Source organism: Novosphingobium sp. fls2-241-R2A-195 (assembly GCF_030209485.1).
GTDB classification, from domain to species: Bacteria; Pseudomonadota; Alphaproteobacteria; order Sphingomonadales; family Sphingomonadaceae; genus Novosphingobium; species Novosphingobium resinovorum.
The window spans coordinates 1-25,347 of record NZ_JARVRY010000027.1 but is presented as its reverse complement, the minus strand read 5'-3'; the positions used below and the strand labels follow the sequence as shown (position 1 = coordinate 25,347).

Annotated in this window: 22 protein-coding genes, 2 tRNA genes and 1 pseudogene; 14 read left to right on the top strand and 11 right to left on the bottom strand. The window is 65.0% G+C overall.

Annotation, left to right across the window (positions count from 1 at the left end; translation table 11 throughout):
• Positions 1-123 precede the first annotated feature (123 nt).
• Positions 124-351, top strand: a complete 228-nt coding sequence (locus QRN25_RS19930; RefSeq protein WP_285020982.1) for a hypothetical protein — start codon at positions 124-126, stop codon at positions 349-351.
• 165 nt (positions 352-516) lie between these two features.
• Here the strand turns inward: QRN25_RS19930 and QRN25_RS19925 are convergent, their stop codons facing one another.
• The 4 genes from QRN25_RS19925 to QRN25_RS19910 form a co-directional block, all read right to left on the bottom strand.
• A complete protein-coding gene (locus QRN25_RS19925; protein WP_285020981.1) occupies positions 517-1,029 on the bottom strand; it encodes a CHAP domain-containing protein in 513 nt (170 codons plus the stop codon).
• 408 nt (positions 1,030-1,437) lie between these two features.
• Positions 1,438-2,754 carry a UDP-N-acetyl-D-mannosamine dehydrogenase gene (gene wecC / locus QRN25_RS19920; RefSeq protein WP_271182112.1) on the bottom strand — a complete coding sequence of 439 codons (1,317 nt, stop codon included), beginning with the start codon at positions 2,752-2,754 and terminating at the stop codon, positions 1,438-1,440.
• A 255-nt stretch (positions 2,755-3,009) separates the two neighbouring features.
• Complete coding sequence (gene wecB, locus QRN25_RS19915) at positions 3,010-4,131, bottom strand: non-hydrolyzing UDP-N-acetylglucosamine 2-epimerase (RefSeq protein ID WP_008831252.1); 1,122 nt, start codon at positions 4,129-4,131, stop codon at positions 3,010-3,012.
• Positions 4,132-4,177: 46 nt separating this feature from the next.
• A complete protein-coding gene (locus QRN25_RS19910; RefSeq protein WP_285020980.1) occupies positions 4,178-4,876 on the bottom strand; it encodes a hypothetical protein in 699 nt (232 codons plus the stop codon).
• Positions 4,877-4,962: 86 nt separating this feature from the next.
• Here QRN25_RS19910 and dcd point away from each other — a divergent pair, with 86 nt between their 5' ends.
• Together dcd and QRN25_RS19900 are read left to right on the top strand one after the other, a co-directional pair.
• A complete protein-coding gene (gene dcd / locus QRN25_RS19905) occupies positions 4,963-5,517 on the top strand; it encodes a dCTP deaminase (RefSeq protein ID WP_008831254.1) in 555 nt (184 codons plus the stop codon).
• A gap of 61 nt (positions 5,518-5,578) precedes the next feature.
• Positions 5,579-6,166 carry a DoxX family protein gene (locus tag QRN25_RS19900; protein ID WP_285020979.1) on the top strand — a complete coding sequence of 196 codons (588 nt, stop codon included), beginning with the start codon at positions 5,579-5,581 and terminating at the stop codon, positions 6,164-6,166.
• 28 nt (positions 6,167-6,194) lie between these two features.
• Here the strand turns inward: QRN25_RS19900 and QRN25_RS19895 are convergent, their stop codons facing one another.
• Positions 6,195-7,982 carry an SLC13 family permease gene (locus tag QRN25_RS19895; RefSeq protein WP_285020977.1) on the bottom strand — a complete coding sequence of 596 codons (1,788 nt, stop codon included), beginning with the start codon at positions 7,980-7,982 and terminating at the stop codon, positions 6,195-6,197.
• A gap of 117 nt (positions 7,983-8,099) precedes the next feature.
• Here QRN25_RS19895 and QRN25_RS19890 point away from each other — a divergent pair.
• Both QRN25_RS19890 and QRN25_RS19885 read left to right on the top strand, forming a co-directional pair.
• Positions 8,100-8,175 (top strand) — tRNA-Val (locus tag QRN25_RS19890).
• 115 nt (positions 8,176-8,290) lie between these two features.
• Positions 8,291-8,366 (top strand) — tRNA-Thr (locus QRN25_RS19885).
• 161 nt (positions 8,367-8,527) lie between these two features.
• Here QRN25_RS19885 and QRN25_RS19880 read toward each other — a convergent pair.
• From QRN25_RS19880 to QRN25_RS19870, 3 genes and pseudogenes are all read right to left on the bottom strand, one after another.
• Positions 8,528-8,789: pseudogene (locus QRN25_RS19880) on the bottom strand (class 1 fructose-bisphosphatase); the annotation flags it as partial.
• 71 nt (positions 8,790-8,860) lie between these two features.
• Positions 8,861-9,709: a shikimate 5-dehydrogenase gene (locus tag QRN25_RS19875; protein WP_285020976.1), complete on the bottom strand. Its 849-nt coding sequence runs from the start codon at positions 9,707-9,709 to the stop codon at positions 8,861-8,863.
• A 5-nt stretch (positions 9,710-9,714) separates the two neighbouring features.
• Positions 9,715-10,725 carry a LacI family DNA-binding transcriptional regulator gene (locus QRN25_RS19870; RefSeq protein WP_271184158.1) on the bottom strand — a complete coding sequence of 337 codons (1,011 nt, stop codon included), beginning with the start codon at positions 10,723-10,725 and terminating at the stop codon, positions 9,715-9,717.
• 144 nt (positions 10,726-10,869) lie between these two features.
• Here QRN25_RS19870 and ptsP point away from each other — a divergent pair, with 144 nt between their 5' ends.
• The 4 genes from ptsP to QRN25_RS19850 are packed head-to-tail and all read left to right on the top strand — an operon-like array spanning position 10,870 to position 17,470.
• On the top strand, positions 10,870-13,392 hold the full coding sequence (gene ptsP / locus QRN25_RS19865; protein ID WP_285020975.1) for a phosphoenolpyruvate--protein phosphotransferase: 2,523 nt from the start codon (positions 10,870-10,872) through the stop codon (positions 13,390-13,392).
• Positions 13,392-14,360 carry a 1-phosphofructokinase gene (gene pfkB / locus QRN25_RS19860; RefSeq protein ID WP_285020974.1) on the top strand — a complete coding sequence of 323 codons (969 nt, stop codon included), beginning with the start codon at positions 13,392-13,394 and terminating at the stop codon, positions 14,358-14,360. Before ptsP ends, pfkB begins: the two co-directional genes overlap by 1 nt.
• Positions 14,357-16,057 (top strand): PTS fructose transporter subunit IIC, encoded by a 1,701-nt coding sequence (locus QRN25_RS19855; protein WP_285020973.1) that lies wholly within the window; start codon positions 14,357-14,359, stop codon positions 16,055-16,057. The genes pfkB and QRN25_RS19855 overlap by 4 nt, the downstream gene beginning before the upstream one ends.
• Before the next feature lie 54 nt (positions 16,058-16,111).
• Positions 16,112-17,470: a carbohydrate porin gene (locus QRN25_RS19850; RefSeq protein ID WP_285020972.1), complete on the top strand. Its 1,359-nt coding sequence runs from the start codon at positions 16,112-16,114 to the stop codon at positions 17,468-17,470.
• Between the two features lie 456 nt (positions 17,471-17,926).
• Here QRN25_RS19850 and QRN25_RS19845 read toward each other — a convergent pair whose 3' ends face one another.
• Positions 17,927-18,676 (bottom strand): AraC family transcriptional regulator, encoded by a 750-nt coding sequence (locus tag QRN25_RS19845; RefSeq protein ID WP_285021286.1) that lies wholly within the window; start codon positions 18,674-18,676, stop codon positions 17,927-17,929.
• A 477-nt stretch (positions 18,677-19,153) separates the two neighbouring features.
• On the opposite strand from QRN25_RS19845, the gene QRN25_RS19840 reads away from it, so the two are divergent.
• The 3 genes from QRN25_RS19840 to QRN25_RS19830 are packed head-to-tail and all read left to right on the top strand — an operon-like array spanning position 19,154 to position 22,315.
• Positions 19,154-20,074, top strand: a complete 921-nt coding sequence (locus QRN25_RS19840; protein ID WP_285020971.1) for a hypothetical protein — start codon at positions 19,154-19,156, stop codon at positions 20,072-20,074.
• Positions 20,071-21,069, top strand: coding sequence for a tetratricopeptide repeat protein (locus QRN25_RS19835; RefSeq protein WP_285020970.1), 999 nt, complete (start codon positions 20,071-20,073; stop codon positions 21,067-21,069). Before QRN25_RS19840 ends, QRN25_RS19835 begins: the two co-directional genes overlap by 4 nt.
• A 4-nt stretch (positions 21,070-21,073) precedes the next feature.
• Complete coding sequence (locus QRN25_RS19830) at positions 21,074-22,315, top strand: SEL1-like repeat protein (protein ID WP_285020969.1); 1,242 nt, start codon at positions 21,074-21,076, stop codon at positions 22,313-22,315.
• Positions 22,316-22,332: 17 nt separating this feature from the next.
• Here QRN25_RS19830 and QRN25_RS19825 read toward each other — a convergent pair whose 3' ends face one another.
• A complete protein-coding gene (locus tag QRN25_RS19825; protein ID WP_285020968.1) occupies positions 22,333-22,695 on the bottom strand; it encodes a PRC-barrel domain-containing protein in 363 nt (120 codons plus the stop codon).
• Between the two features lie 292 nt (positions 22,696-22,987).
• On the opposite strand from QRN25_RS19825, the gene QRN25_RS19820 reads away from it, so the two are divergent.
• Positions 22,988-24,217, top strand: a complete 1,230-nt coding sequence (locus tag QRN25_RS19820; RefSeq protein WP_271184167.1) for a S41 family peptidase — start codon at positions 22,988-22,990, stop codon at positions 24,215-24,217.
• Positions 24,218-24,370: 153 nt separating this feature from the next.
• Positions 24,371-24,580 carry a hypothetical protein gene (locus QRN25_RS19815; protein WP_271184168.1) on the top strand — a complete coding sequence of 70 codons (210 nt, stop codon included), beginning with the start codon at positions 24,371-24,373 and terminating at the stop codon, positions 24,578-24,580.
• Between the two features lie 258 nt (positions 24,581-24,838).
• On the opposite strand, the gene QRN25_RS19810 is transcribed toward QRN25_RS19815, so the two are convergent.
• Complete coding sequence (locus tag QRN25_RS19810; RefSeq protein WP_285020967.1) at positions 24,839-24,991, bottom strand: hypothetical protein; 153 nt, start codon at positions 24,989-24,991, stop codon at positions 24,839-24,841.
• Positions 24,992-25,347: the final 356 nt, after the last annotated feature.

Here is a 25,347-nt window from a genome sequence, read left to right as displayed (position 1 = left end):
CGTAAGTTCTTGTAAATTCCGCTGCCGTTCACCTGAACTTCAGGCGCGGAGGTGTCTTCACGGTCCCAAGGCGGGTGCGACGCCTCTCGGCCTTTCCGGCCGATCAGAGAACAGGGACTACCCGTGAACAAGACCAGCATGACCATCCTCGCCGCCCTCGCGCTGGGCGCTTTCGCACCGTCCGTGGCCGGTGCGCAGACGGCGCAGCATGATACGCACACCGCCGCCAGGCCAGTGGTGAAGAAGACAACCACCGTGCGCAAGACTGGCGTTGCCAAGAAGCAGCCCGCGAAGAAGGTGACCTGCCGCTATCAGGTGCAGCGCGGCAAGAAAGTCAGGGTCTGCAAGTAATCAGGCTGCGAAAGCGGGCCGCCACCGAGTACCCCCTGCGTTCGGCAGGGGAGGCGTTCGCTTTTCGCATCCTGTACCGTCCCGGACTCGACCCGGTACCGGGGCGCACAAGCGCCCGCGGTCCCGGGTCAAGTCCGGGACGGCAACAGCGGCGATAAATAGAGATCAGCCCTGCGAGGGAAGCTGCGCGAAAGCGGCCTGGAAGGTGTCGCTGGGCAGACCGGGCTTCTGGTCGGCGGCGCCGGGCGCGTAGATGAAACCGAAGGTCGGGCTGGTGCGCAGGCCCATCGACTGGGTCGGGGCGTACCACACGCGAACGCTGCTCCAGTCGCCGTTGGCCGAGACGTCTTCGGCCATGGCCGACTTCTCGATCATGCCGGGGCGCGACCAGTTGGCGTGGTTGAGCACCACATGGCGTTCATCGACGATCTTGCTGACGACGGCGACGTGACCCACCGGCATCGCGCCGGTCGCCTTGAACACCAGCACCGAGCCGGCGAGCGGGGTCTTGCCGCGAGCATAAGTGCCTTCGGCCTGACCCCACCAGGTCGCCGCATTGCCATGCAGGTCGATGGCCGAGTGTTCCCGCGCATAAGGTGCGCACTGGAGCGGACGGGCCATGGCCGGCTGGGTGAACAGAGCAACAGCGGCCAGAGCGAGTGCGGGAACGAATTTCATGGACCGGAGTTATAACGCGCAACTCTTGCTGCGATAGCGAAGGGACCGGGCGGTCACCGTCCCTCTCGCACGGTTCGTCGCACTGTCCACAAGCGACGAAATGCGATGAAGTGTTTGGTCGCAAGAATTTGGAACAGCTAGGCAAATTTTGCCGGGTAGGGGCGAATCGCCCTCCCCCTGCACCGTCATTCCCGCGAAGGCGGGAACCCATCTCCTGAAGTGGCCAACCGCACCGTCATCAGCTGGGTCCCCGCCTTCGCGGGGATGACCGTCAGCTTTTTTGATCAAGCAAGATGACGGGGCAAATGGCCCCCACTTCGTCATTGCGAGCGCAGCGAAGCAATCCAGGGCGGCGGTGGACTGCCCTGGATTGCTTCGCTGCGCTCGCAATGACGAAGGAGGTGAGGCTCAGCTCGCCAGAGCCAGCTTCGCCGCTTCCTCGCGCACGACGCGGGGCTGGTCGGCCCAGATGCCGCGCGTGTCGTAGACCAGCTTGGTCGCGCGTTCGGCCAGCGGCACGACGCGGAAGACGTCGTGGTCCACCAGCACGATCAGGATCTCGCAAGTCTCCAACGCCTCGTCGATGTCGATCTGGGTGACGCCGGTGTCGGTGAACTCGATCGGCAATTCGGCGGCATAGGGCTCGACGATCGAAACGCGCTCCCCGAACTTGCGCGCGATGCGGCTGGCGACGAAGCGGGCCGGGCTCTCGCGGAAGTCGTCGATGTTGGCCTTGAACGCCAGGCCGAGGCAGGCGATCCGCGCGTCCGGATGGGCTTCGATCAGCGCTTCGGCCTTGGCGATGACGTGGTGCATCTTGCCGTCGTTGACGCCGCGCGCGGTCCGGATCAGCGGGGTTTCCTCGGGCGCGCCGTGGACGATGAACCAGGGGTCCACCGCGATGCAGTGGCCACCGACGCCCGGGCCCGGCGAGAGGATGTTGACGCGCGGGTGGCGGTTGGCGAGGCGGATCACCTCCCACACGTCCAGCCCCATGCGATCCGAGACGATCGACAGTTCGTTGGCGAAGGCGATGTTGACGTCGCGGTAGGCGTTCTCGACCAGCTTGGTCATCTCGGCCGCGCGGGCGTCGGTGGTGACGCATTCGCCGCGTACGAAGCGCTTGTAGAACGCCAGCGCCTTGCGCGCGCAGCGCGGGGTGATACCGCCGATCGACCGGTCGTTGTTGGTCAGTTCCTCGAGGATGCGGCCGGGCAGGACGCGCTCGGGGCAATAGGCGATCGAGATGTCCGGGGTCTCGCGCGTCAGGCCGGGAATCTTCAGGTCTGGGCGCATCTGCGCGATCATGTCGCGCATCTTCTCGGTGGTGCCGACCGGCGAGGTCGATTCGAGGATCACCACGTCGCCCGCCTTGAGCACCGGCGCGATCTTGCGGCCTGCCGCGAGGACATACGAGATGTCAGGGGCGTGATCGCCCTTCTCGTCCTTCTCGAACGGCGTGGGCACCGCGATCACGAAGACGTCGGCGGGCGCCACCTCCAGCGAGGCCGAGAGCAGCCCGCGCGAAACCACGCCTTGCACGAGACCGTCGAGATCGACTTCCTCGATATGGATCTCGCCGCGATTGATGGTGTCCACCACCTTCTGCGACACGTCGAGGCCCAGCACCTTGCTGCCCGAACGGGCGATCACGGCGGCGGTGGGAAGTCCGATGTAGCCGAGGCCGACGACGCAGACCGAAGGTGAAGAGCTTGTCCTGCTCATTACGATGCTCCGTGATTTTGCTGGGAAGCCTGCTGGCTAGGAATGGCGCGCAGCCCGGGCTGGTTGCCCCGTGCAAGCGTCATGACGACGCCAGCAGGCTTCCCAGCAAAACCCCGAAGGGGCGGGCCGATTTTGGCCCATCGCTGCGTTGCTCGTCGGGCACAATGTACCGGCATTGCGCCCTCCTCGCGCCTTGCGCTGGGCCAAAATCGACTCCGTCCCGGAGCATCGTAATGAGCAGGACAAGCTCTCTTGTCAGATTTCATTCGCAAGCAGCTCCAGGATGCGGCGCGAGGTCTGCCCGTCTCCGAACGGATTGTGGGCGCGCGCCATGGCCTCGTAGGCGGTCTTATCGTCGAGCAGGGTTGATAATTCGGTAACGATCCGGCGCGCATCGGTGCCGACGAGTTTCGCGGTGCCCGCCTCGACGCCTTCGGGCCGCTCGGTGGTCTCACGCATCACCAGTACCGGCTTGCCGAGGGCCGGGGCTTCCTCCTGCACGCCGCCCGAATCGGTGAGCATGATCTCGCTGATCGCCAGCAGCCGGGCGAAGTGCGGGTAGTCGAGCGGCTCGATCAGGGCGACGTTGTCGAGGCCGGAAAGACGCTCGTTCATCACCTTGCGCACGTTGGGGTTCAGGTGGACGGGGAAGATCACCGCCGTGTCGGGGCGCGATGCGATTTCGCGGATGGCCTGCGCGATCTGCTCCATGCCCTCCCCGAAGTTCTCGCGGCGGTGGCTGGTGACACCGATGATGCGCTTTCCTGCGAAGCGGGTTTCGAGGTCGGCGAGGCCCGATGCGAGAGCGGGATTACGCTCAATCTCGGCGGTGACCCAATGCAGCGCGTCGATCACGGTATTGCCGGTGACGTGGACGCGGTCGGCCGCCACGTTCTCGCGCAGCAGGGCAGCCTCGCTGGTGGTGGTGGGCGCGAAGTGCAGGCTCGCCATGGCGCCGATGATCTTGCGATTCACCTCCTCGGGCCACGGATGGTAGATGTTGTAGCTGCGCAGCCCTGCCTCGACGTGATCGACCGGCAGCTTGCGGTAATAGGCCGCGAGAGCGCCCGACATGGCGGTGGCGGTGTCTCCCTGCACGATCACGCGGGTTGGCTTCACCTCGTCCATCACCTTGCCCAGCCCGGTGAGCAGGTTCGCCGTCAGCGCATCGAGCGTCTGGTCGGGCTGCATCACGTCAAGGTCGTGGTCAGGCACGATCCCGGCGATCTCCAGCACCTGATCGAGCATCTGGCGGTGCTGCGCGGAGACGCAGACCACGCACTCGAACCGGGGATCGGCCTTGAGCGCATGGACGACGGGGAACAGCTTGATGGCTTCCGGGCGCGTGCCGAAAACGACGAGGATGCGTGCAGTCATGCGGCGGGGCTTAGCAGCCGTGTGTTAAATGGAGACTAAAGCCATTTCATTTCGCCAGAGTATAGCGTCCGTCGATACTCGTGCCCGCCGTGCAATAATCATCCGTGTGCGGCTGGTGCCCGGCTTCGGCATAGGACAGCTGGAAGGCGTCCTTGCCGCTGGGGGTGAAGACCAGCATCGGCAGTCCTTCTTCCAGCGAGGCGACGGTCCAGGTCTGCTTGTCGTCGTCGCGGCTCATGACGCCGTCCAGCGTGCAGGACCGGCGGCCCTTGAAGGCAAGCGAGATGACCAACATCGCCTTGCCGTCGATCAGCGGGACGATCCGCACGGGGCCGGAATAGCCCGCTTCTCCCCGCGCGAATTGCCCCGACGGGAACGGCAGGAAAGGGATACGCGCGTGCTTGCCCTCGGCAAAGTTGAGACGGCTTTCGCGGCGCTTCAGGGCGCGGTTGATGCAGTGCTGGTCTTGGCAATGTTCGGCGCGGCCGCGCGCCTGTCCGATCGCGGCAGAATAGACCTGCGCATGCTCGGGCTTGTCGAGTGTTGTCTTCAGCCAGGCGAGTTGCGCGTCCTCCCGCTTGGCCAGTTCGGCTGCCTTGGTTTTGGCCTGCGGGCTCGGGTCGATCTTTGCGGCGGGCGGCGGCTCGACGCCCGCATCCGATTCGGGATTGCACGCGGTTAGGGCGAGCAATGGAGCAGCCAGCGAAACCAGCGTCAGGGCGAAGCGGCGGGGGAGCATCGTCACGCGGCAGAGCCTATCTCCGCCTTTCCACGTGGACAACCCCGAACGCGCCTCTTGCCCGTCCCGGCGGCTTGGGTAACACCCGCGCCATGTCTATCCTCAGCGACAAGTGGATCCGCCAGCAGGCCCAGGAACACGGCATGATCGAGCCGTTCGTCGAGGCCCAGCGCCGCGACGGGTGCATTTCCTACGGGCTCTCCTCCTACGGTTACGACGCCCGCGTCGCGCCGGAGTTCAAGATCTTCACCAACGTCGATTCGGCGGTGGTCGACCCCAAGGACTTCGCGGCGAACTCCTTCGTGGACCGTACCACCGACGTCTGCGTGATCCCGCCCAACTCCTTCGCGCTGGCCCGCACGGTCGAGTACTTCCGCGTGCCGCGCGACGTTTTGGTAATCTGCCTGGGCAAGAGCACCTATGCGCGCTGCGGCATCATCGTGAACGTCACGCCGCTGGAACCGGGCTGGGAAGGCCACGTGACGCTCGAATTCTCGAACACCACCCCCCTGCCCGCGAAGATTTACGCCAACGAGGGCGCCTGCCAGTTTCTGTTCCTTAAGGGCAACGAACCCTGCGAGACGAGCTATGCCGATCGCGCAGGCAAGTACATGGGCCAGCGCGGAGTAACGCTGCCTAGGCTCTGAGAGGGAACAAACCCCGCGCACGCCCGCTTCTCCCGGCATAAAACAGGCCGGGAGAAAAGCCGTGTCGAAGATTGCCGCAATAATCGGGCGGATTCTGATCGCCCTCATCTTCATATTTTCCGGGGCGGGCAAGCTCGCCGACATCTCCGCGACCGAGACGATGATCGTCGCCGCCGGTCTGCCCTCGGGCCTTGCCATTCCCACCGGGCTGTTCGAGCTGCTGGCGGGACTGTGCCTTGCCGCCGGGTTCATGGTGCGGCTGGTGGCGGTGCTGCTGGCAGGCTTCACCGCGATGACGATCCTGTTCTTCCACGCGCAGTTCGGCGATCCGATGCAGCGGGTCATGGCGCTCAAGAACCTTGCGATCATCGGCGGCCTGGCGCTGGCCTTTGCCCATAGCCAGATGTGGAGCCACTACTACGCCATCGCCCGCGAGCGCCGGGGCGAGATCGCCGCACGCGACGCCGATGCCTGGGTGCGCGACGCCGAACTGCGCGCCGCGCGCGCCGAAGCCCGCGCCGATGCCCTCGCGCAGGGACAGGTCGCTTCGGCTCACGAACCGCGCACCGTTGTCACCGATGTCAACCATGACGGTGTGCCAGAGGTTCGCCGCGCGGGCTGGCGCAACCGCCGCTGGTTCGACTGGTAAGCTCGGCATGCTGGCCGCTGCTGCTCACTCACTGCAGCGGCCAGAAGTGAATGATGAGTGGCGTGCCCAGCACCAGCACCAGCAGCGACAGCGGCGCTCCCAATCGCGCGTAGTCGCCGAAACGATAGCCTCCCGGCCCCATGACCAGCGTGTTGCACTGGTGCCCGATCGGCGTCAGGAAGTCGCACCCCGCACCAATCGCTGTGGCCATGAGGAAGGCGTCCGGTCGATAGCCGAGATCGTCGGCGAAAACCGCCGAGATCGGCGCCATGACAAGCACGGTAGCGGCATTGTTGAGGAACGGTGTCACCGCCATCGAAGACGCCAGGACGAGCGCCACCGCGCCCCATGGCGGCATATCTCGCGCCAGTGCCGCCAGCTCCGTCGCCATGACGTCGGATGCCCCGGTCGATTGAAGCGTCCCGCTGACCGGGATCAGCGCCCCCAGCATGATCAGGATCGGCCACTCGACAGCCTCGTAGGCATCGTCGACCGGGAGCGCCCCGGTCATCACGACGAGCCCTGCCCCGGCAAAGAACGCTGGGGCCACCGGCACCAATCCGGTCGCCGTCGCCAGCATAGCGGCGGCCAGGATCGCCACCGCCAGCCAGCCTTTGCGCGTCGCTCCCAGCGCGATCTGCCGCTGTGCCAGCGGAAGCACGCCCAGTTGCCGCAACCTCCCCGGCATCGCCGACAACACCCCTTGCAGCACGATCACGTCGCCCGGCTGCATGAGGATGCTGGCGGGTTTCGCGCGCAGGCTCTCACCCTCGCGCGAGATGGCAACGAGTCTCAGGCCCATCCGCTCGCGCAGCATGAGTCGGCTTGCCGAACTCCCCGCCAATGCCGAGCGGGCGGTGACGACCCCTTCGATCACCCCCACGTGATCACGCGCGCGCGCGGTGTGCTCGTCCTCGTCTCCGTCGATATCATGGCCACTGGGATCGAGCCCTCCCGCAGCTACCGCACGCTCTAGCGCATCCGGATCACCCGCGAGGATCAGAACATCGTCTTCAACCAGTACGAGGTCGGGGCGCACGTCTCCGGCAAGGCCACGGCGCAAAACGGCCGTCACCTCGACCTCTCCGTCGTGCTCCTTAAGAAATGCGGCGACGGTGCCCCCGACGACGGGAGCCTCCTCGCGAACCCGCGCCTCGATCGTATAGTCCGCGATGTCGAGCGCCTCTCCCATGGTCGCCGCCGCGCGCCTGTCGGCAGGTAACAGGCGATGGCACAGCCGCAGAAAGACTAGACCGATGATCAGCAGGCCCAGACCGGTCGGCAGATAGTCGAACATCTCGAAGGGCTCGCCGATCATCTGCTCGCGCACGCGGCTGACGATGATATTGGGCGACGTCCCGACCAGCGTGGTAAGCCCGCCAAGCAGCGCCGCGAACGACATCGGCATAAGGAAGCGGGAAGGATTGGTCCCGCTCTTGCGGCCGAGTTGTCCGGCAGCCGGCATCAGCATTGCGAGTGCGCCAATGTTCTTGATCAGCCCCGAGGCAAGCCCAACCGATGCCGTGAGCACCAGCAGTTGCGCCCCAGTCCGTGCGAGCCATCGTCCTGCCCATGCGACGGCCTTCTCGATCAAGCCGGACCGTTGAACGGCGGCCGAAAGCACCAGGGCCGAGCCCACGATAATGACGATGTCGTCTGAAAAGCCGAGGAAAGCCTTTTCCGGACTGACCAGCCCCAGGGCCATCCCCGCGAGCAACGCAATGACCGCGGTTACATCGTAACGAAAGCGACCCCAGATAAAAAGGGCCATCATGGCGCAGAGCAGAGCAATCGACAGGCATTGCTGAAAGGTCATCGGGCCTCGGGACGACAGGGGACGCAAGGCAGGAAATGCACAGGGACGTCTGCGGTGCCCGGTTGAACCATTGACGAGGCGGCCGAGAGGCGGCAATAGCCCCCCAGCGCAAGGCGCGGGCGGTTAGCTCAGTTGGTAGAGCATCTCGTTTACACCGAGAGGGTCGGGGGTTCGAGCCCCTCACCGCCCACCATATCCATTCATTTTCCAGAAAAATCAGGCCTTTTGGCTGCTCTGAAAAAAATCTGGCAAAGGCGATTGCACAGTTCGCCCTCCCCATGTAAACGCCGCGCCTGCCCGCAAGGCATGCCGCTTTAGCTCAGTTGGTAGAGCACATCATTCGTAATGATGGGGTCACGTGTTCGAGTCACGTAAGCGGCACCACCTTCCTAAAGGCACTTCCACTCAGACATCGGCGGTTTCCCACGGGAAGGGCTTTCCAAGCTTGAGGAGCGGTTGGGTCAAGGCTGGGGCGTATTTGGCCGCGTCGAGAGGTCTCCCATGCGCAACCCGCAAGGTGCAGCGTGCCTGATTGTTTTAGGCAGGGCCATGGCGGCGAGATGGCCGCCCCACTCGTTGGCGTCGAGCAGGATCTTATTGGCGATGACGTCGAGCTTCTTCTGGACCTCCCCCTGCACGTTCTCCGAGCCAAGGCAGCCCAGCACATCGCCCAGCGCGCCCTTCGAGATCGCGTGCGTGATCGTCTTGCAGGCGCGGGCTACCGAGAAGCCGCAGTTCCGATGGACAGGCATTGTCCTCGCACCGTTGCTACTCGATGAGAAAGCGGGTCAGTGTGATCGGTTGCATCATGACCTTTCGCGATGGACGTTGCGCCCGGCGCAGAACTCAGGTTTGTCCGGAAATCGGCAGAGAACGAGTCACGCGCTCCGCAGCGAATCTGCCACCTGCAGACCATGCGCGAACCTAGCCGCCTGCGCTACTGCCTCCGCATCAGGTCGCAATCCTGTATAGAGCACGAATTGTTCGATCGCCTGGAGCACGATCACCTCCGCGCCCGATATCACCGTCTTCCCGGCCTCTCGCGCAGCCCGGACGAAGGGCGTATTCGCGGGCTGGGCCACGACGTCAAAGGCGATGTCGCAGGCCGCGACCTGCTCGGGCGAGAAGGCGAGCGCCTCGGCCTGTGGCCCCTCCATGCCCAGCGGCGTCACGTTGACGAGCATCGCAGCGCCCCGTGAAGGCATTTCCGCTAGCCATTCGAAACCGTACTGCGCCGCGAGCGCGGGACCATCCTCGCGGTTGCGCGCAACGATCGTGCCTTGGCGGAAGCCCAGATCGCGGAGCGCGGCGACCACGGCCTTTGCCATGCCGCCGCTGCCGCGCAGCAGGAACGGCGTTGCCAGATCGATGCCCCTGCGCGTTACGAGGTCGCGCACGGCGACGTAGTCGGTGTTGTAGCCGGTGAGCACATCGCCGTCGTTGACGATGGTGTTCACGCTGTGGATTGCCCGTGCAGAGTCCTCTAGGGCGTCGAGCATCGGGATGACCGCCTCTTTAAAGGGCATCGAGATCGCACAGCCGCGAATTGCCAACGCCCGGATGCCGCCCACGGCGGCGGCGAGGTCGCTCGTGCTGAAAGACTTGTAGACGTAGTCGAGCCCATAATGGTCGTAGAGCCAGTTGTGCAGACGCGATCCGGCATTGCCGGGGCGGGCCGACAAGGACATGCACAAGCGCGTGTCTCGGCCGATGGTGGTACGTTCCATGAGCGTCAGTCTCCGGTAGTTTTGCAGCGGATATCGGCACGCATGCTCGATCCGCGAGGTATCAGGCGGCCCGCCAGCACGACCTTGCGGCCCGCGGCATCGGGGTTTTCGAGCCGGTCGAGCAACATCGTCATCGCAGTGCGGCCGATCTCCTCCACCGGCTGCTCGATGACGCTTAGGCCACCGCCGACGAACTCCATCCAGTCATTGTTATCGAACCCAGCGAGCGCGATATCGCGCGGCACTTCCAGGCCAAGGTCGCGCAAGGCCCGCAGCACGTTGACGAGCATCACGCCGTTGCTCGCCACCACGGCGTCGGGCCGCTCCGCGCGGCTGAGCAACTGGGCGATGACCTGCTCCGCCGCGTCCTTTGTATGGGGTACCGCGATCGTCTCCACCGTAAGTCCGAGCCGCCCCGCTGCCCTCGTGAAACCGTCGCGGCGTTCGGCGCCCGTGGTGCTGGCCGCGCCGAACAGGCCGGTGATCCGGCGATGTCCCTGCGCGTACAGGTGCTCAACGAGGACCTCCGCCATGCGCGCATTGTCCAGCAGTACGCAGTCGAACTCGGCATCGGGCGCGGCGCGATCGATCAGGACCACGGGATAGTCGAGTTCGCTGCGCCCGCCTCTCGCGACCCTTTGGCGCGAAGGCGCGAGGATCACGCCGGTCACGCGCTCCTCGTGCAGCAGTTCGAGGTAGGCCGCTTCCTTGGCGGGGTCCTCGTCGGTATTGCACAGGATCACCCGCAAGCCGCGCGCGGCAGCAACGCTCTCTATTGCGCGCGAGACGGCGGTGAAGAACGGGTTCCCGATGTCGGCGACGACGAGCCCGATGGTGTTGCTGTGCTGGGAGCGCAGCCGCCGAGCGGCGAGATTCGGGCGGTATCCAGTAGATTTCACCGCCGCCAGCACGCGCTCGCTCATCGCCGGATCGACCGGTCGGCCCGCCAGCACGCGCGAGACGGTAGCGGGGGACACTCCGGCGACCTGAGCCACATCCTTGATCCCTATCGCCATGTGGAAATCGTTCTCTTGTCCAAACAGCCAATCCCATCCCGATAGCAGGATTATGCACCATTGATTACGCTAATCACAACCCCCATTGACAAATTCGCTTAGAAAACGTTTTCTGATATGGGAGTGAATTGGAGAGGAACGACGATGCTCGCAGACGCTTTCACCGCGTCGCATGCCACCGATCTCGTGAGGATCGACGCCACGGCCGCCGACAAGACCGATGCGATTCGCCAGGTCGGCCAGCTACTGGTCGCCGCCGGCTATGTCGCGCCTGGCTACGAGGAGAGCATGGTGCGCCGCGAAGCCGTCGCGAACACCTTCCTTGGCTCCGGCCTCGCCATCCCGCACGGGCTGGGTGAGGACAAGAGCCTCGTCCGCCGCGACGGCATCGCCATCCTACAGCTTCGCGGCGGCATCGACTGGAACCCGGGGCAGCGCGCCCACATCGTCGTCGGCATCGCCGCGAACTCGGACAGCCACATCGGCATCCTGCGCCGCCTGACTCGGCTGATCCAGGAGGAGGACCGGCTCCAAGCGCTCATCGCCACCGACGATCCGGCCGACTTTACGCGCGCCCTCGGCGAAGACGCGGCCCCTGCCTCGGCCTCCGCGCCTGCCGTGGACCTCGCCCATACCGCCGTCTGGGTGGTCGACTATCCCTCGGGCCTCCACGCCCGCCCCGCATCGACCTGGGTCGAGACTGCACGGGGCTCCAGCGTCCGCCTGCGCGTGCGCCACGGCAACGAAAGCGCCGATCCGCGCAACCTCGTCGCCCTGCTCCAGCTGGGCCTGCGCTGCGGTGACGAAGTCACCTTTTCTGCCGACGGCGCGGGCGCTGAACCGGCGCTGGACAGCTTCGTTGCCGCCGTCCGCCGCCTCACGTCGCGCGAGAAGGAAGACGCTGCCCGCGCCGCCGAGAAAGCCAAGGCGCCGAGCCGCAGTTGGACGCCCGCCGGAAGTCCCCGGATGATAGCTGGCGTCGCCGCCAGCCCCGGCCTCGCGATCGGCCGGGTGCATGTTCTCAGTGCCGCGGAACTCGTGGTACCCGACGTGCCGGTCGACCTTGCCACCGGCGGCGAACAACTCAACAGCGCGCTGTTGCGCACCCGCGCGCAGATGACGGCGCTGATCGACGACACCACCCGCCGCCTCGGCGCCTCGGAAGCCGCCATCTTCAAGGCGCAGTCCGAGCTGCTGGAAGATACCGACATCATCACTCTCACCTGCCAGCTCATGGTCGAGGGCCACGGCGTCGCCTGGTCGTGGCACCACGCCGTGGAGCGCATCGCCGGCAAGCTCTCGGCACTCGGGAACCCCGTACTCGCCGCGCGCGCCGCCGACCTCGAGGACGTGGGCCGCCGCGTGCTGGCCGAGATCGACTCCAGTCTCGTCACCGGCACCCTCGCCGACCTACCCGACGAGCCCTGTATCCTCGTCGCCGCAGATCTGTCGCCGTCCGACACCGCGACGCTTGACGCCGCGAAAGTGGCCGGAATAGCCACGTCGCTCGGCGGGCCAACTTCGCACAGCGCGATCCTTGCCCGTACTTTAGGCCTGCCTTCGGTCGTCGCAGGCGGCCCCGAATTGCTCGCGACCGCTGCCGGGACCGTCGCCGTCGTCGATGGCGATGGCGGCAAGGTCTGGATTTCGCCTTCTGAGGACGATCTCATCTCAGCGCGCGCCTGGATCGCCGCCCTCGCCGCCCGGCGCGTTGCCGAGGAGCAGGAGCGCGGACAGCCCGCCGTCACCCGCGATGGCCACCGGGTGGAAATCGCTGCCAACGTCAACCGCGCCGACCAGGTCGCGTTTGCGCTTGCGCAGGGCGGCGAGGGCGTGGGCCTGATGCGCACCGAATTCCTTTTCCTCGAAAGCGGGGACAGCCCCGGCGAGGACGAACAGCTTGCCGTCTACCGCGCCATGATCGACGCACTCGGCGACGATGCGCAGGACCGCCCGCTGATCGTGCGCGCGCTCGACATCGGCGGCGATAAGCAGGTGCCCCACCTCGATCTCCCACGTGAGGAGAACCCGTTCCTTGGCGTTCGCGGCGCGCGTCTGCTGCTGCGCCGTCCCGACCTGCTGGAACCGCAGCTGCGCGCGCTCTACCGCGCTGCGAAGCTCGGCGGTAATCTCTCGATCATGTTCCCGATGATCACCTCGGCCCACGAACTCGTCGCCATGCGCCAGCGCTGCGAGGCGATCCGGGCGGAACTCGAAGCCCCGCAGGTGCCGATCGGCATCATGATCGAGGTTCCGGCGGCAGCGGTGCAGGCCGCGTCGCTCGCGGCCCATGCCGACTTCTTCTCGATCGGCACTAATGATCTTACCCAGTACACTCTCGCGATCGACCGCCAGAACCCGGAACTCGCCGGCGAGGCAGACAGCTTGCACCCCGCCGTCCTGCGCATGATGGCAATGACCGTGGAAGGCGCGAAGGCGCATGGCCGCTGGGTCGGAGTGTGCGGCGGCATCGCTGGCGATCCGTTCGGCGCGGCGCTGCTGGTGGGTCTGGGCGTCAGCGAACTGTCGATGACCCCGCGCGACATTCCGGCGGTCAAGGCCCGGTTGCGCGCATCCGATCGCAGTGAACTCGCCCAACTCGCGGCGCGCGCCTTGGCCGCCGAAGGCGCTGCCGAGGTCCGCGCGCTCGACGGGGAGGCGATGTGATGCGCGCCCTTACTGTCACCTTCAACCCCGCCATCGATCAGACTGTCACGCTGGACCGGCTCGTCCCCGGAGAGGTCCACCGCGCCCATGCGGTTCGCCAGAATGCCGGCGGCAAGGGCGTCAATGTCGCCAGCTGCCTGGCCGACTGGGGCGTGTCCGTTTCCGCGTATGGCCTGCTCGGCAGCGACAACGCGGCGCCGTTCGATGCGCTGTTCGCCGCCAAGGGCATCGAGGACCGCTTCATCCGCATTGCCGGGGCGACGCGCGTCAATCTCAAGCTGGTCGACCCAGCCGGCACCACCGATATCAATCTGGATGGCCTCGCAGTCGATGCCGGTCGCGCCGAAATGGTCGCCGCCGCCATCTGCGATGCGGCACGCGGGGGTGACCTCGTCGTGCTGGCGGGCAGTCTTCCTCCAGGCTGCCCGCCCGATACTTACGCCGCCCTGACAGAGCGCCTGCGGGCCATCGGATGCCGCGTGATCCTCGACAGCAGCGGTCTGCCGCTCAAGTGCGCGCTGGAGATGGAGCAACCACCCCACGTGGTCAAGCCCAACCGCGACGAACTAGCGCAGATGCTGGGCCGCGACTTGCCCGACCTTCCCGCGATGGTCGAGGCCGCCGCCACCTTGCGCCAGAGCGGCGTGGCGCTCGTCGTGGTCTCGATGGGAGAGCACGGCGCGCTGTTCGTTTCGGATGAGGGTGCGCTCACCGCCTGGCTCGCGGTCGGGGAGCTGGCGAGCACTGTCGGTGCGGGCGACGCGATGGTGGCGGGCATCGCCGCCGCCGTACTGGAAGAGGCATCACTCGAACGCACCGCGCGGCTCGCGACGGCTTTTGCGGTGGCGAAGCTCGGCATGATCGGCCCGAACCTGCCGACGCTCGCAAGCGTGCATGCGCTGGCCGACGAAGTGACAGTGACCCCGGTGAAAATGACCGCGAAGACAGCGGCAGGAGAGGCAAAATGAAGACGATCTTTGCCGTCGTCGAGGCGGACTCCTCGGCCGTGCAGGGGGTACTGGCGGGCGAGGCCCTGCGCCGCGCCGCGCGTACCGACGGACGCACCATCGAGGTCGAGGTCCGCACTCAGCAGGGCGTGCTCAATCCGCTCGGCGACGACGTGCCGGGCGCGGGCGGCCTGCTGTTGCTGGTCGGCGACGGGCCGGCAGGCGACGCGCTGGCTCGCCGGGCCGACCGCCACGTGACGCTCGAGGCCGTGCTCGCCGATCCCGCTGCGGCGCTGGCGTTCGAAGATCCCGGCACTCCGGAACTGGCCACGAAGAGCCCGCGCGTTGTCGCTATCACTTCGTGCCCGACCGGCATCGCTCACACCTTCATGGCAGCCGAGGGACTGACCGAGGGAGCCAGGCAGCTCGGCTATCCGATCCGCGTTGAGACGCAGGGTTCGGTCGGCGCCGGAACACCGCTAACGGCCGCGGAAATCGCCGAGGCCGACGTCGTGCTCATCGCCGCCGACCGCGAGGTCGACCGCGCGCGGTTCGCCGGCAAACGTGTCTTCGTGTCCAGCACCAAGCCGGCGATCTCGGGCGGCGCGAAGCTGATCGAGCGCGCCTTGGCAGAGGCCAGACAGCAGGGCGGGGAAGCCGAGGTCGCTGACGGCGCTTCGGCCACCAGGCAGGAACGTGCGGGGCCGTACAAGCACCTCATGACCGGTGTTTCGTTCATGCTGCCCTTCGTGGTCGCGGGCGGCCTGCTGATCGCCATCGCCTTCGCGCTCGGCGGGATCGGCGCCAATACCGACGCGGCCAAGGGCACGCTGGCACATACGCTGTTCCAGGTGGGCGCGCAGGGGGCCTTCGCGCTGATCGTGCCCGCGCTGGCGGGCTACATCGCCTTCTCCATCGCCGACAGGCCGGGTATCGCGCCGGGCATGGTGGGCGGCATGATGGCCGCGCAGCTGGGCGCCGGGTTCCTCGGTGGCATCGCGGCGGGCTTCATCGCCGGCTACGGCGTCGATGGGCTCAACCGTTTGATCCACCTGCCGAAAAACCTCCAGGGGTTGAAGCCCGTGCTGATCCTGCCGCTGCTGGGCACGCTGCTGACGGGCCTCCTGATGGTCTACGGGGTCGGCACGCCGGTGGCCGCTGCCCTCGCCTTCCTGACCGAATGGCTGCGGTCCATGCAGGGGTCGAGCGCGCTGCTGCTCGGCGTGATCCTGGGCGCCATGTCCGCTTTCGACATGGGCGGCCCGGTCAACAAGGCTGGCTATGCCTTCTCGGTGGGCCTCATCGCCAGTAACGTCTGCACGCCGATGGCGGCGACGATGGCGGCTGGAATGACGCCGCCGCTGGCCGTCGCGCTGGCGACGCGCCTGTTCCGCGACCGCTTCACGGCCGAGGAACGCGAGGCGGGAGGGGCCGCTGCGGTTCTCGGGCTGGCCTTCATCACCGAGGGTGCCATCCCGTTCGCAGCGCGCGATCCGTTTCGGGTGATCCCCTCGCTGATGGCGGGTTCGGCAACGGCGGGGGCGATCTCGATGGCTTCGGGTGTCGAGCTGAAAGTGCCGCATGGCGGGGTTTTCGTGCTGCCGATCCCCGGCGCGGTGACGCATCTGGCCGCTTACGGGGCCGCGATCGTTGCGGGAACGCTGGTGAGCGCGGTGCTCGTCGGACTCCTCAAACGCAGACCGGAAGCGCTGTCCTGAAGCGCACCTAAGCCGGCCTTGACGATACCGAGGCATACTCGAGAGGATCAGTACATGTCGGCCCTGCCGTTTAAGGGCGCCTGCCTCGCAGGCGTCGCCGCTATCGCTTTGTCGATCGCTGCCGCGCCTGCCGAGGTCCGGGCCCAGTCAGCCGACGAGACCATCGACATTGCCGCAGGACCCGCGCCGCAGCCCGAGGCCTTCCAACCCCTCGCCGAGGAGGGCATTATCCTCTCGCTCAGCTACACCGGCGAGGCGGCGGGCAACGTCACCGGCGGGCTGCGGCGCGACGCGGCTTATGCCGGGCAGGTCTACGTCGGCGCCGACTTCGACATGGACCGCATCAGCGGCATTGGCGGCGGCGCGCTGCATGTGGCGGCGACGAACCGGCACGGCGAGAGCCTCTCGGCGCAGGCAATCGGCAACAATACCTCTGTTCAGGAAATCTGGGGCACTCAGAACACCCACCTCGCCATCCTGACCTGGGAGCAGCATCTGCTCGACGACCGGCTGGTGATCGAGGCGGGACGCAGCCAAGCGAACATCCACTTCCTCAATTCGCCGCTCTATTGCCAGTTTCAGGGCAATTCGGGCTGCGGTAATCCGACGTTCGTGTTCAAGAACAGCAATTTCACCTATTTCCCGGCATCGAGTTGGATGGCCCACGCCAAGGCGCGGCTGACCGATCACGTCTACGCCCACGTCGGCGCCTACGAGGTAAACCCCGACCGCAAGCGCGCTAACGACCACGGCACCGCCTTCGGCATCGCCAGCGCGACCGGAGTGATCATACCCTGGGAACTAAGCTACGAAACCGGCGAACAGGCCCGCCTTCCCGCCCGCTACATCCTAGGCGGATGGGTGGACAAGGGCGACTACGACGATCCGCTCCGCGACGACGCGGGCGGCATCGTTGTCGTCTCGGGCCTCCCGGCGCAGGTCCGAAACGGGCGCTCAGGCCTCTATTTCCGCTTCGAGCAACAACTTACCCGGCCCGACCCGACTTCGAAGCGCGGCCTCAGCCTCTTCGGCGTCGCCATGACCAACCTCTCCGGCCGGGTCGAGGAGAGCCAGTTCTGGGACATCGGTGTCGTGCAGACCGGAACCTTCGCCGGGCGCGACGAGGACAGCGTGGGCTTCATGGTCAGCGACCAGCGTTTTAGCGACCTTGCCATGCGGCGGATGCGGGCTGCTGATCTCTCGGTGGGAGGGAGCAGCAAGGTCTCGCGCCATCAGGTGATGATGGAGCTGTCCTACAGCGCGCAAATCGGGCCGGCGATCCGTCTGTCGCCCAACGTCCAGTACATCCTCAACCCCGACCGCACCGGCGCGCCTTTCCGGGGCCGTCCGACCGGCGACGCGCTGATCCTCGGCGCCAAGTTCACGGTGGACGCCCTCCGTCTCGGTCTGTGACCGCAATTACCGTTGAGAGTTCTCAGTGGAAACTGATAGGCTCCCGGGGCTCGTCTCAGTCGCAACCAACAACTTCCCGCTATTGACTGAAAGAAAGTCGGCATACCACCACTGCCGACACTCAGCATCCGATCTCAGTTCGCCAACTGCAGACCGTCAGCTAGTTTCGCAGTTGCCTGCCAAAACTTTGCAATAACGCGATCGGCAGGCCCCCTGCCGTGAAGCCTTGTTTTTCTAGCATATGGTTAGGAACCTTCGCGGCCGACCTAATGTCGCACCCGAATCGTCGCGCCGAGGGGATAAACGACACGGACGGTTCTACAAGCGGCGACGAGCAGCAGGTGTGCCGATCCGTTTCATCTTGCTTTGCAGACGTGCCACTGCCCCACGTCAACGAAGCGGATGAAAGCTATGTGAGTGTCGCCGGTCCGCATAATGCCGAAATACGACCCCCCTTCAAATCGCTATAACCATCTGCGGCGTTGCCCTTAACCGCCCCACATCGCGGACAGGCGGGGCGCCGAAGAGGCGACGATATTCGCGGCTGAACTGGGAGGGGCTGTCATAGCCGACGCGGAAGCCCGCCTCTGCCGCATCAAGCCGGCCGGCTAGCATCAGCGCCCGTGCTTCCTGCAACCGCAGCTGCTTTTGATATCGCAGCGGAGTCATGGCGGTGGCGCGGCGGAAATGATCATGGAAGCTCGACAGGCTCATGCCGGCAAGGGCGGCAAGGTGTGGTCCGCTAAATGGTTCGCGGAAATGGGTCTTGAGCCAGGCGATCGCTTTGGCCAGCTGGCTGGTGCGGCTTTCGCCGCTCGCTATCGCGCGCAAGATGCCCGCGCCCGGCCCGGTCATCAGCCGCACCAGCAATTCCCGCTCGATGAGCGGCGCGAGCAGCGCCGCGTTCGCCGGATCGCCGAGCAGCGCCGTCAACCGCGTCGCCGCGTCAATCAGTTCAGGTGTCATCGGGTGCAGCGTCATCCCGCCCCTCTCCTCCGTGCCCCCCGGCAGAGGCGGCAGGGTTAACGCGATCTCCGACAACAGGGCGGGGTCGAGATAGAGGCAGAAGCAGAGATAAGGCGCGTCCGCGCTCGCCTGCGTCACCGCGCCTGTGATGGGCAGGTCGAGTGAGGCAACGAGATAGCTGGCAGGGCCATAGTCGATCACCGCATCGCCAAGCAGCACGCGCTTGCCGCCCTGCGCGATGACAGTCCGGTTTCAGAGTTCGATTAGGGGAAAGCTGACGTTCGCGCACCCATACGACCTGTGCCTTCCGCCCATCTCTCGATGATCGAAGGGGCATTTGGTGCACAATCCGGCCGTCGCCGATCCGACAGGGCACGAGCCCCGCCGACGGATCCGCATGGACGTCACGCCATGAATCCAGCTTCGAACACCGTATCTTCCAAATCAAGCGCCACGAACGGCGCATCCCCAACGGTGAGGACTTCAGTGGTCATCAAAAACTTTGCTTGTAATTCGGGGACAAAAATCCCCCCGGGGCCTTCGGTCACCCGCCCATGGCAGGCAAGGCATAAATAGCGGCTACCTGACGCCGCAACCTGCCGCGTCTTCGGTCACACGTGAAATCGAACGCTTCGCCATCATGGCCGCGAAACAAGCAGGCTGTTGTAACGCGCGATTTCTGTTGTCTATTGTCGTCGCATAAGCGTGGGAGATGTGATGAAGCTTGGAATTGTCGCCTGTGGGATGCTCATGCTCTCTCCCGAGATTGCGCAAGCACGCGCCTCGCAGTGGTGGTACGTGACGCAGGGCGCCGACAAGGTATTGTTCGTCGATGTCGAGTCGATCGTGCGCGATGGCGACATTGTGCGGTACGAGGCCAGCCAGATCCTGCGCGAGCCCGGCAACCCCGCCGCCTCGTTGCGTGCCTCCATGACGGGAAACTGCCGCGAACAAACCGAAACGTGGGACCTCGTCCTGCGCTACGGCGCCGATGACGAACGGCTGGACGAGACAGCGCTGAGCTATGCGGGGCCTAATCCCGTAGAAGCTGGGTCGGTGGGTGCCGCGCAGTTGCAGTTCGTCTGCGCCACCGATCGAACCCTGGGCGGTGGTTTCCCCCTGGCGATCGACCAGGTCGCTTTCGCCGAGGCCCTGATCGCCGACACCAAGGCTTCGATAAGCCCGGCAGACATGCATGAACGGATGCGCGCGGACCCCAAGGTGCCGATAATCCGCTCCACAGCGCCGTCGCCTGGCACGTTCGGAACACCGCAGGCGACCACTGCGAGGCATGCCGTCGTCCCGCCTCGCGACTATGCCAAGGGAGTGGGCATTCCCGATGTCCCGAATTATGACACGGTCGAAAGCGGCACGATCTACGATATTGCCTATGGCGGGATCGAGAATGGGGAACTGACCTTCGAGGTGCGCGGCTACAGCATCGATGATCTTGCCCACGCCAGCAGCGCGCAGCCTATGCGCTTCCCGGTAGCCCAAAAGACGATCCGTATCCGCAACATCAAAATCGAAGTTCTGGCCGCTACGCCACAGGGCCTGCGTTTCCGCGCGAGCCTTGCGCCGGAGGACGCGGACGACGCGCCATTCGTGTGCGCGGATCCGGCGTGCACAACGCAATGATCCGTGCCATTGCGCTGTCGTTCGCCTTGCTGGCCATGCTCCCCGGGCCATCGCAAGCACAGGAGGTCGCCAAGATCGACCCCGCCGTCGAGCTGAACGTTCTGTGCGAGGATAACGATGCCAGTGCCTGTACCCGCCTCGGCAACCGGCTTCTCGAAGGCGACGGGCTCGCGCGCGACGAGGCTCGAGCGGTCGCCATCCTGAGCAAGGCCTGCCACCTCGGCGACATGCCAGGCTGCACGATGACGGGCTTCGCTTACAGCAAGGGGCAAGGCGTCACGCGATCGGCCGATATCGCGCGCGCCTACTACGCATATGCCTGCTATGGCGGCGAGGCGACCGGATGCTCCAACCTCGGGCTCGCCTACATCAACGGGGACGGCATTTCGAAGGACGATCACCGCGCCGCCGCACTTTTCCAGCAAGCCTGCTCGAGCAACTCGACAGCCGGTTGCGCCAATCTGGGTGCGTCCTATTCGTTGGGACGAGGCGTACCGGGCAATCATCACCGGGCGGCGCAGCTATTCAGCCAAGCCTGCGATGCCGACGATCAGCACGCCTGCTACAACCTGGGCGTGCTCTACCGCGACGGCCTGGGCGTGGGACGCAATCACAAACGCGCCGTCGCGCTGTTCGCACAGTCGTGCCAGGCCAAGGACCGCAGCGCCTGCGGCAATCTCGCCAGCATGATCGACGACGGGCGGGGCACCGCTAAGGACCACCAGCGCGCCCTCGAACTGCATGACGAGGCGTGCACGCTTGGCGAAGCGGAAAGCTGCTTCACGCTTGGCCGGGCCCACCAGACCGGAAACGGCCGCGAGCGCGATGACTTTCGGGCCATCGCCTTGCTGGAGCGTAGCCTCGCGCTAGACCCCCGGACTCCATCCGCCGGCGAAGCCGCGAAAGCCCTCGCCATCGCGCGCGACGCGATCGTTGCCCCATCGATCCCCGCAAAGGTAGGCGAACCGGAAGGCCATCGCGCAAATGAGGAATAGAGCGATGCGCCAAATCACTGCCGCCCTCGTCTCGCTGCTGGCCGCTGCCTGGATGACCGCGGCGATGGCTGCGGATGCGCCTCGGGACGAGGCCGTGCTGACCTGCCGTATCCAGGGTCAGGATCGCGAGGTGTCGGTCTCGATCACCGGCACGCGTGCCACCTATCGCTACGGTTCGTCCCTGCAAAAGCCGGAGCTGATGCTGAGCAGCCCCCTGGCGGACCTGGACTATCGCCGAAATAATGGCCCGGGCGACACGATCGACGAGATCGTGACCTTCACCAACGGCGATACTGCCTATCGCGTGGCGGCAGGTTTCAGGAACGGAGCGGCGCCGGACCCGACCGCTCTTCAGCGTTTCGGGCTGCTGACGGTCAGCCGGGCGGGCAAGACTCTCGCCGCGCTGAGTTGCCGCCCGGACAGCATCAGGCGGGTCCACGACCGCCTGCTTGCTGGCATGCGCGAGATCGGGCGGGAGCGATCTTCCGATGGAGAATCGTTTCCGAATTACGAAATCCAGTATCCCGCACCCGCTGACCAGTCCCCGCCCTGCAAGGCGGATTTCAACGTCGATACCTGCTGGAGCCGCGGCGTCGGTGCGGCACGCGGCGGCGATCTGCGAGGCGCGCTGGGGCACTACGACATGTCCTGCGACGCTCACCTCGACGATCTTGGCTGCTACGAGGCGGGCAAGCTCTACCTGCAGAACCGCCAGTTGCGCGATTATGCCAAGGCCCAAGCGCGGTTCGCGCGCGTGTGCGACGGCAGTGACCCGGGACGCGGGCCCTACGCCTGCAAGTATCTGGGATGGATGAATCTGACGGCTACCGGCGTCAGCCGCAATCTCGACCAAGCCTGGTCCAAGCTGGCACGCGCTTGCTTCCTGCACAATGATGCGGAGATGATCGACCCCGAGGGGTGCCACTTCTTCGCCAAGACCGTTTTCGCCGTGCGCGATGCCAAGCCCAGCCGATACCCCAGGGCGGACTTGCTCGCCTATGTGGCGCTGTCCCAAGCGTGCACCGATGATGCCAGGACGGTCTGCGACGAGGCGCTAGCGCTGTACAAGACCGGTATCGGACAGCACGCGCCCTGGACAAAGTCCTGCGATGCCCTGGTCCGCGCCCAAGGTACGTTTGCGTCGTGCAAGGACATGGCGCGGCCGCGTGCCGACTACGACAGCGCCATGGCCACACGCCGGAAGCTCAAGGTCATGTTTCTGGCGGCACTCGACGACCCGACTTGAACGCCCACTGCCCGTGCTCAAGCGATCTGAGTCGGCACCGTGCCGTAATAGCTCGACACGCGGTCGGCGTAGGCCTGGTTGAAATCGGGCGCATTGCTTGCCCAGCTCGGGCCGCCTTCGAGCACTCGGCGGTCGATCGTGACGATGTAGTCGTCCCCGGCCGGATCATAGCCCAGCACGCCGAAGGGCACGGGATAGAAGCTCTTGTTGAACCCCAGGAAGCCCCCCAGGCTCAGGACCGCAAACGTCGCTTGCCCTGAACGCTTGTCCACCATCAGCGCCTTGACGTGACCGAGGGTGTCACCATCGCGTGATCGCACCTTCAATCCCGAAGTTTCCGCCTCGACGAGGGTCGGCGTTGCTGGCGATACTTCTGTCATGGAAAGCTCCTCGTAACCAGCCATACGCTGGCGTTCGGATCGTTGTCCGTCGGCTATCTTCCCGCGAACAAGGACGGCCTAGGGCAAACACCCAAAGCCACTCTCCGTTCCGCCGTGCTGCAGATGGACGCGTGATGCTGGGAAGCTGACTGTACGTTAGCGCCCCAGCCCCTGCCATTCACGAGATGTCGCGGCGTTCCCGGAACCGGCCGTTCGTTAGTGGCAAAAGGTTTCCCTTTCGCGTCGAGAATTTCCCTGTTCGGTGGACGGGAATGAATGTTACTCAACCGCTGTGACACAACCTTTCCTGACCCGCCGAGCCTTTTGGGGGGGCGGCATCGCCCTCGCTGCCGCTCCTGCGTGGGCGGCCGAACCACTGCACGATGTCACGTTTGTCGAGGACTTCGATGAATTGTGGCGGACGCTGGGGGAGCGTTACTGTTTTCTGGCCGACAAGCAGACTGACTGGGATCAGGTGCGCTCATTCTACCGGCCGATGGCCTTGGCTGCGGAAGACGATGCCGCTTTCACTAATGTCGTCCGGCGTGTCCTCGCGGAATTGTATGACGCGCACACGCATCTCTCTCATCCGCCTGACGGAGCACCACGATGGCCGCTGTTCGATCTCCTTGCCGAGCGAACTGGCGGCATGGTTCGTATAGCTGCCATTGAAAGCGGCTCGGCGGCGGCCGATGCCGGATTAAAGATTGGTGATCGAATTATCGCGATCGACGGGCGACCGATTGAAACGGTCATCCAAGATTTGATGCCGAAATGCCTCCGAAAGCCCGACCCGGCCGCCGATGCCTACACCATCAACGTCGCGGTTGCGGGGTATCGGGGGAAGGCCCGCCTGTTGTCGGTGAGTTCGAAAGACGGCGCCTCCCGAACAGTCCCGCTTCCCATCAAGAAGTGGCCCGATTTGCCTGACGTTGAAAGCGGGATGCTTCCAGACGGCATCGGCTATATCGTTATCAGGAGCTTTTCCGACACCGCGACAGTTGATGCTTTCGACAAGGCATTGGAAAGTCTACAGGATGCTCCGGGCCTGATTATTGATGTTCGCGAAAACGGGGGTGGCGACACGGCCGTTGCCCGGCCGATCATGGGGCGATTCATTCGAGAACGGACAGCTTACGCCATCATGCGTAGGCGGGCAGGGGCAGGATTGAGCGCACCGTGGACCGAATATGTCGATCCGAAGGGCCCCTTTACCTACAGAAAGCCTGTTGTCGTGCTGACGAGTCATTGGAGCGGAAGCATGGCCGAGGGTTTCCCAATGGGTATGCGCGACATAGGCCGCGCGACGGTCGTTGGCACGAAAATGATGGGATTGGGAGCAGCCGTCTTTCCGATCAGACTGGATCGGACCGGCATACAGGCACAATATTCGGGGGAACCCGTTTATGACACAAAGGATCGCCCACGTTGGCACTTCGTCCCGGACGTGGAAGTTGCGCACGGCAGTGACATTCTCGCTGCCGGCATAGCGGAGGTTAAAACGGCTATCAGCCGCAATTGAAATTATTCTCCTCTCATCTGACCATGACACGGGAGCGCCATTAATCCGTGGCGATGAGAGGCCGTCCACACCGGCACATGCGGGGATGGTGGCGACGCCTCCGACCTTGTCAAAGCGGGGCAATGCCGCCGGATCGGCTGTAAGAACGAACAGGTGCGAACCTATCTCCATCTTGGATTGGCGCGCCGCGATGCCATCCTCGCTCAATTGAGACGCGAGGAGTCGGTTATGCCTCACGCTTTTGAAATCACCTATTACGCGCCCCCACAAACACCCAAAAAAGTGAACGGGTTGTTTTGGATCGTCGGCATCAATGCCGGGCTTTGGGCGGTGATCGCCCTTGGAATATGGGCATTATCGTGAACCGCAATGAGGCCCGGACCTCTTGCAAGTGCCGGGCCAGCTGATTGCAAGGGCTGTAAAGCCCTTTGGGTCGCATGTGCGGCGTACACGATTTTGCTGCACCGCATCATGGCAATAGCGGTCACCCGCGCTGTGCGCGACCTTCACTCGCATCGGCTTGCCCGCGATCTCGACGTCCTCGTGGCTCCAGTCGAACTGGTAAGCCTCACCTGGCCTGTACATCAACGGGATGAACACCTTTGCCCCAGAACAGCCCTCTTACTGGATCGTGCTACCTTTCCTCGCTGCCAGCGCGGTTGCAGCATCCACTAGGTCCTTCATCTCCTTCATCCAGTGATCTATGGAATCGTAGGGACGATCGCGGGCTTCGACTTTCCCGTCCAGGAACAGGACAGCGTGATCTGCTTCCATGAAGGCAAAGTGTTCGTCTAGGACAACTGGCTCCAGAGCGCCATGAACCGAAGTTCGCCACGCAACGATATTGCGCCGCTCCATTCAGGGACCAGGGTCGGATGTTCCGGGAAAGTAGCAGAAGGTCACGAGTGTGTGGCCATCAGCAACAGGTATAAGTTGTGACTGAACCTTGAGAATCTGATCGATCACCGCGTCTTCGACCTTGATCGTCCTCCCGCTCTCCATGGTCACCACAGCCGAATGATGCTCACCTGAGGATCCCGAGACCCACCCACGCTCCATTCGCTCGATATCAGCATGTCGCGCGGCGATCTGGATGAGAAAGCGCGACAATCAAGATGAGAATCCGGTGT

Excerpts from the sequence above, each read along its gene's own strand:
- QRN25_RS19925 (WP_285020981.1), bottom strand. The coding sequence starts at position 1,029 with ATGAAATTCGTTCCCGCACTCGCTCTGGCCGCTGTTGCTCTGTTCACC.
- wecC (WP_271182112.1), bottom strand. The coding sequence starts at position 2,754 with ATGAGCAGGACAAGCTCTTCACCTTCGGTCTGCGTCGTCGGCCTCGGC.
- wecB (WP_008831252.1), bottom strand. The coding sequence starts at position 4,131 with ATGACTGCACGCATCCTCGTCGTTTTCGGCACGCGCCCGGAAGCCATC.
- dcd (WP_008831254.1), top strand. The coding sequence starts at position 4,963 with ATGTCTATCCTCAGCGACAAGTGGATCCGCCAGCAGGCCCAGGAACAC.
- QRN25_RS19895 (WP_285020977.1), bottom strand. The coding sequence starts at position 7,982 with ATGACCTTTCAGCAATGCCTGTCGATTGCTCTGCTCTGCGCCATGATG.
- QRN25_RS19875 (WP_285020976.1), bottom strand. The coding sequence starts at position 9,709 with ATGGAACGTACCACCATCGGCCGAGACACGCGCTTGTGCATGTCCTTG.
- QRN25_RS19870 (WP_271184158.1), bottom strand. The coding sequence starts at position 10,725 with ATGGCGATAGGGATCAAGGATGTGGCTCAGGTCGCCGGAGTGTCCCCC.
- ptsP (WP_285020975.1), top strand. The coding sequence starts at position 10,870 with ATGCTCGCAGACGCTTTCACCGCGTCGCATGCCACCGATCTCGTGAGG.
- pfkB (WP_285020974.1), top strand. The coding sequence starts at position 13,392 with ATGCGCGCCCTTACTGTCACCTTCAACCCCGCCATCGATCAGACTGTC.
- QRN25_RS19855 (WP_285020973.1), top strand. The coding sequence starts at position 14,357 with ATGAAGACGATCTTTGCCGTCGTCGAGGCGGACTCCTCGGCCGTGCAG.
- QRN25_RS19850 (WP_285020972.1), top strand. The coding sequence starts at position 16,112 with ATGTCGGCCCTGCCGTTTAAGGGCGCCTGCCTCGCAGGCGTCGCCGCT.
- QRN25_RS19840 (WP_285020971.1), top strand. The coding sequence starts at position 19,154 with ATGAAGCTTGGAATTGTCGCCTGTGGGATGCTCATGCTCTCTCCCGAG.
- QRN25_RS19835 (WP_285020970.1), top strand. The coding sequence starts at position 20,071 with ATGATCCGTGCCATTGCGCTGTCGTTCGCCTTGCTGGCCATGCTCCCC.
- QRN25_RS19830 (WP_285020969.1), top strand. The coding sequence starts at position 21,074 with ATGCGCCAAATCACTGCCGCCCTCGTCTCGCTGCTGGCCGCTGCCTGG.
- QRN25_RS19825 (WP_285020968.1), bottom strand. The coding sequence starts at position 22,695 with ATGACAGAAGTATCGCCAGCAACGCCGACCCTCGTCGAGGCGGAAACT.
- QRN25_RS19810 (WP_285020967.1), bottom strand. The coding sequence starts at position 24,991 with ATGGAAGCAGATCACGCTGTCCTGTTCCTGGACGGGAAAGTCGAAGCC.